The organism is Pollutimonas bauzanensis (genome assembly GCF_040393045.1).
Taxonomy (GTDB): Bacteria; Pseudomonadota; Gammaproteobacteria; order Burkholderiales; family Burkholderiaceae_B; genus Pollutimonas; species Pollutimonas bauzanensis_A.
The window spans coordinates 19,342-27,016 of record NZ_JBEBUX010000052.1 but is presented as its reverse complement, the minus strand read 5'-3'; the positions used below and the strand labels follow the sequence as shown (position 1 = coordinate 27,016).

Below are 7,675 nucleotides of genomic sequence, written 5' to 3'. Positions count from 1 at the left end.
TTGGCACGCCCATCCTAGACGAATCACAATACCAGCAGGCGTTAGCCGATATTGAACCTCTGCTAGAGGCGGCAGCGAAAGACACATCTGGAACGCTGTACGGCTTAATTCACCTGTTAAGTGATCGTATCCGCGTCTATGAAGACCGCGTGCATCCCTGGCCAGATACATCGACCCCAAAGGATGTTCTGCTGTTTCTCATGAACCAGCACAATTTATCCCAATCGCAATTGCCTGAAGTGGGCAGCCAGGGGGTCGTGTCGGAAGTGTTAGCAGGCAAGCGAGCCCTGAATATACGTCAAGTTACTGCGCTGGCGTCACGGTTTAAAGTCGACCCGAAAGTATTCATGACCGTTCCTGCATAGTGTCGCCCGTCACTACCGCAACATAAACGACATAGCCGAAAAGCTATTCAATATCCGCAATACCTCATACATAGTATCGCCCTCGAAACGCAGGCTGCTACCGCTTACTCTGGTCACCGTCGGCCATTGGCAGAACAAGTCAGCCTGCCCCGGCGACTGCGTCGTCAACTCGCAGGTGAAAGGTGCGCTGGACAACACTAGCGGCTTCAACTCGGGCACCTTGGCAATGGCAGCCGCCGCGGCTTCGTGAATCAGGGTGCATGCGTGGCCCGGTGAAAGCGATGTGCACGATGCATTACCATGCGCCCGCTTGGTCTGCACCGACATTGCGCCGGGAAACAGATGCATCGTTTCCGACAGAAAAATATCGTCCCCCGTCAGCAAGGCAACGCTTGCGCCATACTCGCCTGCCAGGGCGCCGTATAAACCGGCCTCGCCCAGCTCGGCGCCATTGACCACCACCCGCCGAAACGCGAAGCTGTTGATCGTGTGCGCCAGCACGCCGGCTTCCTGGGATCGGGCGTGGTATCCCACCATGAATACCGTGTCACATTCCTGCTCCACTCCCGCCATCATGCTCAGGTAGCGCGGCTTGCCGGTAACCATTTCCGCCCGCTCGTCCAATTGGTCCAGCAACAGATTGCGAAAGCTGCCATGGGAATCGTTGACCAATACGTGCGTGGCGCCGCCATCGAACGCGCCGCGTATGGCGGCGTTGGCTTCGGCGGTCATCCAGGCGCGGGCGCGCTCGTATTCGCCGTTGCCGCTGCGGGTTTGTTCGGAGTGGGTAACGCCGGCAACGCCTTCAATATCAACCGAAACCAAGACTTTCACGGAGACTTCCTTTTAAAAAAACTCACGCCACTGAGGCAGCGTGTCGGTGATGCTTAACCGCCGATGGCCGGCTCTGCCGGTAACCACGGTGGCCGCCCATAAGGCGTTGATAATGGCTTGCTCGGTTGCTTCAGCAGCGGCTTCGAATAAGGGATCAATCTGCGATTCGTGCACGAACTGCACTGCCGGTGCGGGGGTATCGGCTAATGCCGGTACTTGGTAGGCCGTAGTGAAAGCCAGCACGATATCGCCGCTGCCATGGCCGTACACAGAACCCAGGCGCGCGAGCCCGGCTGCGGCACGTTTGGAAACCCGCTGCAACTGCCGTACATCCAACGGTGCATTGGTCGCCAGAACGATAATGATCGAACCCTTTTCCGGCTCTACGTTTGTCGAGTCCAGCAACGCTGCCTGGCTTGCGCTTTTAATGTGGCGGCCCAGTGCCTGCCCTTTAACCATCAAATTAGGCAAACGACCGAAGTTGGCCAATACCAGCGCCCCCATCGTGTAAGCCTCTGCGCCAGGCAAAGCGGCGACGCGCGACGCCGAACCGATGCCGCCTTTCATGGAAAAGCACGACATGCCCCGGCCTGCGCCGACGGATCCTTGCGTGAAATTCACCGCCGCATCACTATAGGCATTCAGATAATCCTGCTCCGACACGGCAAAGGCCTGGATGTCGTTCAAGTAACCGTCGTTGCATTCGAATACCAGCGGGTTGACGGTGGGCCAGTCCCTGCCTATTTCGGGATGGTTCAGGATAGCCTGGCGGATTTGTGCGGTTGCCACTTCGCCGACCGAAAACGTGTTGGTCAGTGCGATGGGGGTTTCCAGCACGCCCAGCTCTTGTAGCTGGATCAGCCCAACGCTTTTTCCGAAGCCATTAATGACCGTGGCGGCCGCAGGCGTTTTAAACAGGAAGTCGTCGCGACCATGCGGCTTGATGACCGTGACCCCGGTTTGCACCTCGCCCTGGGACAAGGTGGCATGGCCCACGGTAACGCCAGGCACGTCGGTAATCTGGTCGCCTGGGCCGGCAGGCAAATAGCCTGCGCGGGGCGCCTCAAAAACAGGTGTTGGCATGGCGTTTCTATCGATCAATTTTGGGGTCTAACGCGTCGCGCAGGCCGTCGCCCAATAAGTTGAAGGCCAGTACGGTAAAGAAAATTGCCAGGGCAGGGAAAAGGGCTACATGCGGTGCCAACAGCATATCGGCCCGGGCATCGTTAAGCATTGCGCCCCACTCCGGCGTAGGCGGTTGCGCCCCCATGCCCAGGAAGGACAAACTGGCCGCGGTAATGATGGACGTACCGATACGCATGGTGCCATACACCACAATGGGGGAAATCGTGCCAGGCAAGATATGGCGGAAGATAATGACGGCATCCGAAGCGCCGATGCTGCGCATGGCTTCGATATACGTCATGTTCTTGATCGCCAGGGTGCTGCCGCGCACCAATCGCGCAAAGGCTGGCACGCTGAACACGGCAACGGCAATAATGACGTTGATCATGTTGGATCCCAGAATCGCCACCACCCCAATCGCCAGCAAGATGCCCGGGAACGCCAGCAGCACGTCGGAAATCCGCATGATGATGCGTTCCCACCAGCCCTCGTAGTAGCCGGCAACCAGGCCCAGCACTGTGCCGACCAGGGCGCCCAAGGCTACCGAGACAAAGCCCGCCGCAAGGGATATGCGCGCTCCCATGACAACGCGGCTATATATGTCGCGGCCCAGAGAATCCACGCCCATCCAGTGCGTCCATGACGGCGGTTGGTTCAAGGCATCGTAGTCAAAGAACCCTTCCGGGTCGAAAGGCACAATCCATGGCGCAAAGATTGCCACCAGCACCAGTAACAGCACAAATACGCCGGCCAGCATGGCCAGCTTTTGTTTGCGAAACTTGCGCCAAAATTCGCGCATGGGTGTGCGGATAGGAGCACTGGAACGGCCATCCGCAGGGGCCATGGTCGAGGCTAGCTTCATAGTCTGCCCCTTATTTATACCGAATCGTCGGATTAATCATGCCGTACAACACATCGACAATCAGGTTGATCAAAATAAACTCGAAAGAAAACAGCAGAATCAGCCCTTGAATAACGGGGTAGTCCCGCATGATCACGGCGTCAACCAGCAACATGCCTACACCAGGCCAGGCAAACACGGTCTCCACAACGATAGACCCGCCCAGCAGGAAGCCGAATTGCAGCCCCATCATGGTGACGACGGGAATCAGTGCGTTGCGGAACGTATGCTTGATGACAACAATACGTTCAGACAAGCCTTTTGCACGGGCCGTGCGCACGTAGTCTTCCTGCATGACTTCGATGAACGCCGCTCGGGTGAAACGCGCCATGACGGCCGCAACGCCGGCACCCAGCGTAATCGAAGGCAATACATAGTGCTTCCAGGTGCCAGCCCCTACGGTCGGGAACCAGCCCAGTTGCACCGAAAACACCTGCATCAAGACCATGCCCAGGGCAAAAGCCGGAAAAGATATGCCCGACACAGCCACTGTCATGCCCACGCGATCAGGCAAACGGTTGCGCCACACAGCGGAAACCACGCCGATGACCAGGCCGAATATCACTGACCACACCATACTGGTCAAGGTCAGCAGCAACGTGGGCATCAGGCGATCGCCAATTTCGTCGGCCACCGGACGCTTGGTGCGCAGGGAATGGCCCAGATCGCCATGGATCAGGTTGGTGAAATAACGCACAAACTGCTGGGGCAAAGGAAGATCCAGCCCAAGCTCCTTGCGCACCATTTCTACTGTGGTCTGATCGGCTTCCGGGCCCGCCGCCAACCTGGCTGGGTCGCCCGGCAACGCGTGCACGAACAGGAACACCACGATGGCCACCAGCAGCAGGGTGGGAATCATCCCCAACAATCGTTTTACTATGTATGTCAGCATCTTTAATACGCGCCGGGCGGCAGGCCTATCAGGCCGTATCCGTCCGGTGTGCGCTTATTCCTGATTATGGTTTCAGGTCCACGTCCGAGAACTGGAAGGAACCGTCAGGCATCACGTAAAAGCCGCTAAGCTTTTTGTTATGTACCGACAGCAGTTTGATGGTGGTCAGGAAAGCCCAGGGTGCATCGCTCCAGATTTGGTCTTGTGCACTGTCGTACAACTTGGTCTTCTCGGCCTTGTCGGTGGTCAACAGCGCATCGGCGATGTCCTTGTCCACCTTGGGATTGGAGTAGTAAGCGGTGTTGTTGAACACGGGAGGCCAGCCGCTGGTTGCCAGCAAGGGGCGCAGTGCCCAGTCGGCTTCGCCGGTCGATGCCGACCAGCCCGCGTAGTACATACGCACGGGCGCGGTTGCGGCGTCTTGCACCTGCTGGACGCGCTGCACGCGTTGGCCAGATTCAAGCATCTCGATCGAAACCTTGATGCCTACCTGGGCCAATTGTTGCTGCAGGAACTGTACAGCCTTGGCAGCGGTACCGTCGTTATACGCCGACCATAAGGTGGTGGAAAAACCGTTGGGGTAGCCGGCTTCTTTCAGCAGTTCCTTGGCTTTCTTTACGTCGTAAGGCCAGGGGTCCATTTTCTTGGCGAAATCCACGCCTTGCGGAACGACACCTTGCGAGGGGAAGGCGTAGCCTGCAAAAGCCACTTTGGCCAGCGCTTCTTTGTTGATCGCGTAGTTGATGGCCTGGCGCACTTTGATGTTATCGAATGGCTTGTGCTGCACATTCATGGAAATGTAGCGCGCAATGATAGAGGGCGCGGCCACGACTTCCAGCTTGTCGTTCTTGGAAAGCAGCGCTGCCTGTTCGTAAGGCAAGGGGTAGGCAAATTGGGCCTCGCCCGTTTGCACGACAGCCGCGCGCGTATTGTTGTCGGTAACCGTGCGGAAGGTCATGCTGTCCACTTTGGGATAGCCCTTCTTCCAGTAGCCGTCAAATTTCTTGACCTTCAGGTATTCGGCGGGCTTCCATTCCACGAACTCGAATGGCCCTGTGCCTACTGGGTGGAAGGTAATGTCCTTGCCCCATTTCTTCAAGGCAGTCGGCGAAATCATCATGGCCGATGGATGGGCCAGGGCATTGATAAAGGCCGAAAACGGCTCTTTCAGCATGATTTTTACGGTCAGGGGGTCAACCACTTCGATCTTGTCGATGCGGCTGAACTGGTTATAACGGGACAGGCCGTTGCTGCGATCCAGCACGCGATCCAGGTTGGCTTTGACCGCGTCGGCGTTAAAGTCGGTGCCGTCCTGGAACTTGACGCCGCTACGCAGCTTAAAAGTGTAGGTCAGGCCATCGTCGCTAGGCTCATAACTTTCAGCCAGCAAAGGCTGAACCTTCAAGTCTTTATCGAACTGGAACAGGCCTTCGTAGTAGCTTTTGCCCAATGCCTGCGACAACGTCGAATTGGTATTGTAGGGGTCAAGCGAATCCAGGGAAATTTCCACCGCAACGGAAACGTCCTTGGCTGCGAATGCCGCGGAGCCGCCCAACAAGCCAGTGGCCAAGATGGCTGCCAGTATCGAATTTTTAGCACTAAAGTATTTCATGAGCTACTTCTCCAGTAGATTTAAAATGAAGCATGGCGTGAATATTCCGCCACGTAATGGCCTGCCGCGACCTCGGTCAACGGAAATACTTCAGGCTCATCGCCAATCTTCCGTATAGGGCTAGGTATTTCGCCAGACAACAGCTTGCGGTCCAAATGGCGCCGGGTGGGGTCTGCAATCGGCACGGCTGCCATCAATTTCTTGGTGTACGGGTGTTGGGGGTTTTCAAAAATGGCGCGGCGGGGGCCGATTTCCACGATCTGGCCCAAATACATCACGGCCACGCGGTGGCTGATGCGCTCCACCACCGCCATGTCGTGCGAAATAAACAAAAACGCGATGCCCATTTCTTTTTGCAGATCGATCAGCAGATTCACGATCTGGGCCTGAATCGACACATCCAGCGCAGACACGGACTCATCGGCGATAACAACCTTGGGACTCATGGCCAGGGCGCGCGCAATACAAATGCGCTGGCGTTGTCCGCCAGAAAATTCATGCGGGTAACGTTGTGCCGCGTCGGGCGGCAAGCCTACCTTTTCCAGCAAATACGTCATGCGCTCTTCGGCGGCCTTGTTCGACATCACCTTATGAATCAGCAAGGGTTCAATGATGGAATAGCCTACGGTGACGCGTGGGTCCAGCGACGCGAAGGGGTCTTGGAAAATGAACTGAATATTGCGCCGCAGGGTTTGCAATGCCGGGCCCGTCAAATCATTGATTTGCTGGCCATCGAATTCGATTTGCCCGCCTTGTGTTTGCACCAGGCGCAGCAAGGAACGGCCCGTTGTCGACTTGCCGCAGCCCGACTCGCCCACCAGCGCCAGGGTCTCCCCGCGAAACAAATCAAAGCTTACTTTTTCAACAGCGTGAACACGGCGCGTTACCCTGCCGAACACGCCAGTACGGATGTCGAAGCGGGTGGACAGGTCGCGCACCCGCAGAATTGGAGATTCTCCGGACGCAGCCGGTGGCACGATAATCGCACCGGCATCACGCGGCGCAAGCACTGGCTTGTTGGCCGCTGCGGTCGCATCCAGCACGGGAAAATGCGCGGGCGCGTCGGTGCCTTGCATGGAACCCAGGCGCGGCACGGCAGCCAACAGCGACCGTGTGTAAGCATGTTGCGGTTGGGCAAAAACTTGCTCGGCCGCACCAGCCTCGACCTTATCGCCACGCAACATGACCAATACGCGGTCGGCCACCTCGGCAACGACGCCCATATCGTGGGTGATGAAAATCACCCCCATGTTCATCTCGCGCTGCAGTTCGCGGATCAGCTGCAGTATTTGAGCTTGAATCGTGACGTCCAGCGCGGTGGTAGGTTCGTCAGCGATCAACAAAGCCGGCTTGCAGGCCAGTGCCATGGCAATCATCACCCGCTGGCGCATGCCGCCCGATAGCTGATGCGGATAACGGCCCAGCACGTTCTTGGCGTCCGGAATGCGCACCTGATCGAGCATTTGCAAGGCCTTGGCAAGCGCATCGGTGGCGCTTAAGCCCTGGTGCAGGCGTATCGATTCGGCAATTTGGTCGCCTACGTTAAAAATAGGGTTCAGCGATGTCATCGGCTCTTGGAAGATCATCGCCATGTCGGCGCCACGCAGGCTGCGCAAGGCTTTGCCAGAGGCAGTGGCCAAATCAACGACTTGCTGATTGCGCCGGCGGAAAAACATTTGCCCGTTGGTGATCTGGCCGCCGCCGTACTCCACCAATCGCATCAAGGCCAGAGAAGTGACCGACTTTCCCGAGCCGGACTCGCCCACGATGGCCAGGGTTTCGCCTCGGTCCACATGGAATGACAAGTGCTTGACGGCCGCTATCGTGCGCTCGGTGCCTTTGAACTGAACACTCAAGTCCTCGACTTGCAATACACGGTTGTCTGCCAGCACTGGGGTGGGGGTAAGCATTGCCTTCATTGGCCGAATTCATCCATAAAAAGCATA

General features: G+C 57.3%; 7 protein-coding genes. 1 reads left to right on the top strand and 6 read right to left on the bottom strand.

Annotation, left to right across the window (positions count from 1 at the left end; translation table 11 throughout):
• A partial coding sequence (locus ABWO67_RS10165; RefSeq protein ID WP_353151227.1) for a helix-turn-helix domain-containing protein occupies window positions 1–365 on the top strand: 365 nt, incomplete at its 5' end.
• A 12-nt stretch (window positions 366–377) separates the two neighbouring features.
• Here ABWO67_RS10165 and ABWO67_RS10160 read toward each other — a convergent pair.
• The 6 genes from ABWO67_RS10160 to ABWO67_RS10135 form a co-directional block, all read right to left on the bottom strand.
• Window positions 378–1,199 (bottom strand): M55 family metallopeptidase, encoded by an 822-nt coding sequence (locus ABWO67_RS10160; protein WP_353151224.1) that lies wholly within the window; start codon window positions 1,197–1,199, stop codon window positions 378–380.
• Between the two features lie 12 nt (window positions 1,200–1,211).
• Window positions 1,212–2,282 (bottom strand): DmpA family aminopeptidase, encoded by a 1,071-nt coding sequence (locus ABWO67_RS10155; RefSeq protein ID WP_353151221.1) that lies wholly within the window; start codon window positions 2,280–2,282, stop codon window positions 1,212–1,214.
• A 7-nt stretch (window positions 2,283–2,289) separates the two neighbouring features.
• The gene (gene gsiD / locus ABWO67_RS10150) at window positions 2,290–3,186 is read right to left on the bottom strand and encodes a glutathione ABC transporter permease GsiD (RefSeq protein WP_353151218.1); all 897 of its coding nucleotides are present in this window, start codon (window positions 3,184–3,186) and stop codon (window positions 2,290–2,292) included.
• A gap of 10 nt (window positions 3,187–3,196) precedes the next feature.
• Window positions 3,197–4,117: a glutathione ABC transporter permease GsiC gene (gene gsiC / locus ABWO67_RS10145; protein ID WP_353151215.1), complete on the bottom strand. Its 921-nt coding sequence runs from the start codon at window positions 4,115–4,117 to the stop codon at window positions 3,197–3,199.
• A 64-nt stretch (window positions 4,118–4,181) separates the two neighbouring features.
• Complete coding sequence (gene gsiB, locus ABWO67_RS10140; RefSeq protein WP_353151212.1) at window positions 4,182–5,729, bottom strand: glutathione ABC transporter substrate-binding protein GsiB; 1,548 nt, start codon at window positions 5,727–5,729, stop codon at window positions 4,182–4,184.
• Window positions 5,730–5,749: 20 nt separating this feature from the next.
• Window positions 5,750–7,639, bottom strand: a complete 1,890-nt coding sequence (locus ABWO67_RS10135) for a dipeptide ABC transporter ATP-binding protein (protein WP_353151209.1) — start codon at window positions 7,637–7,639, stop codon at window positions 5,750–5,752.
• Window positions 7,640–7,675 lie beyond the last annotated feature (36 nt).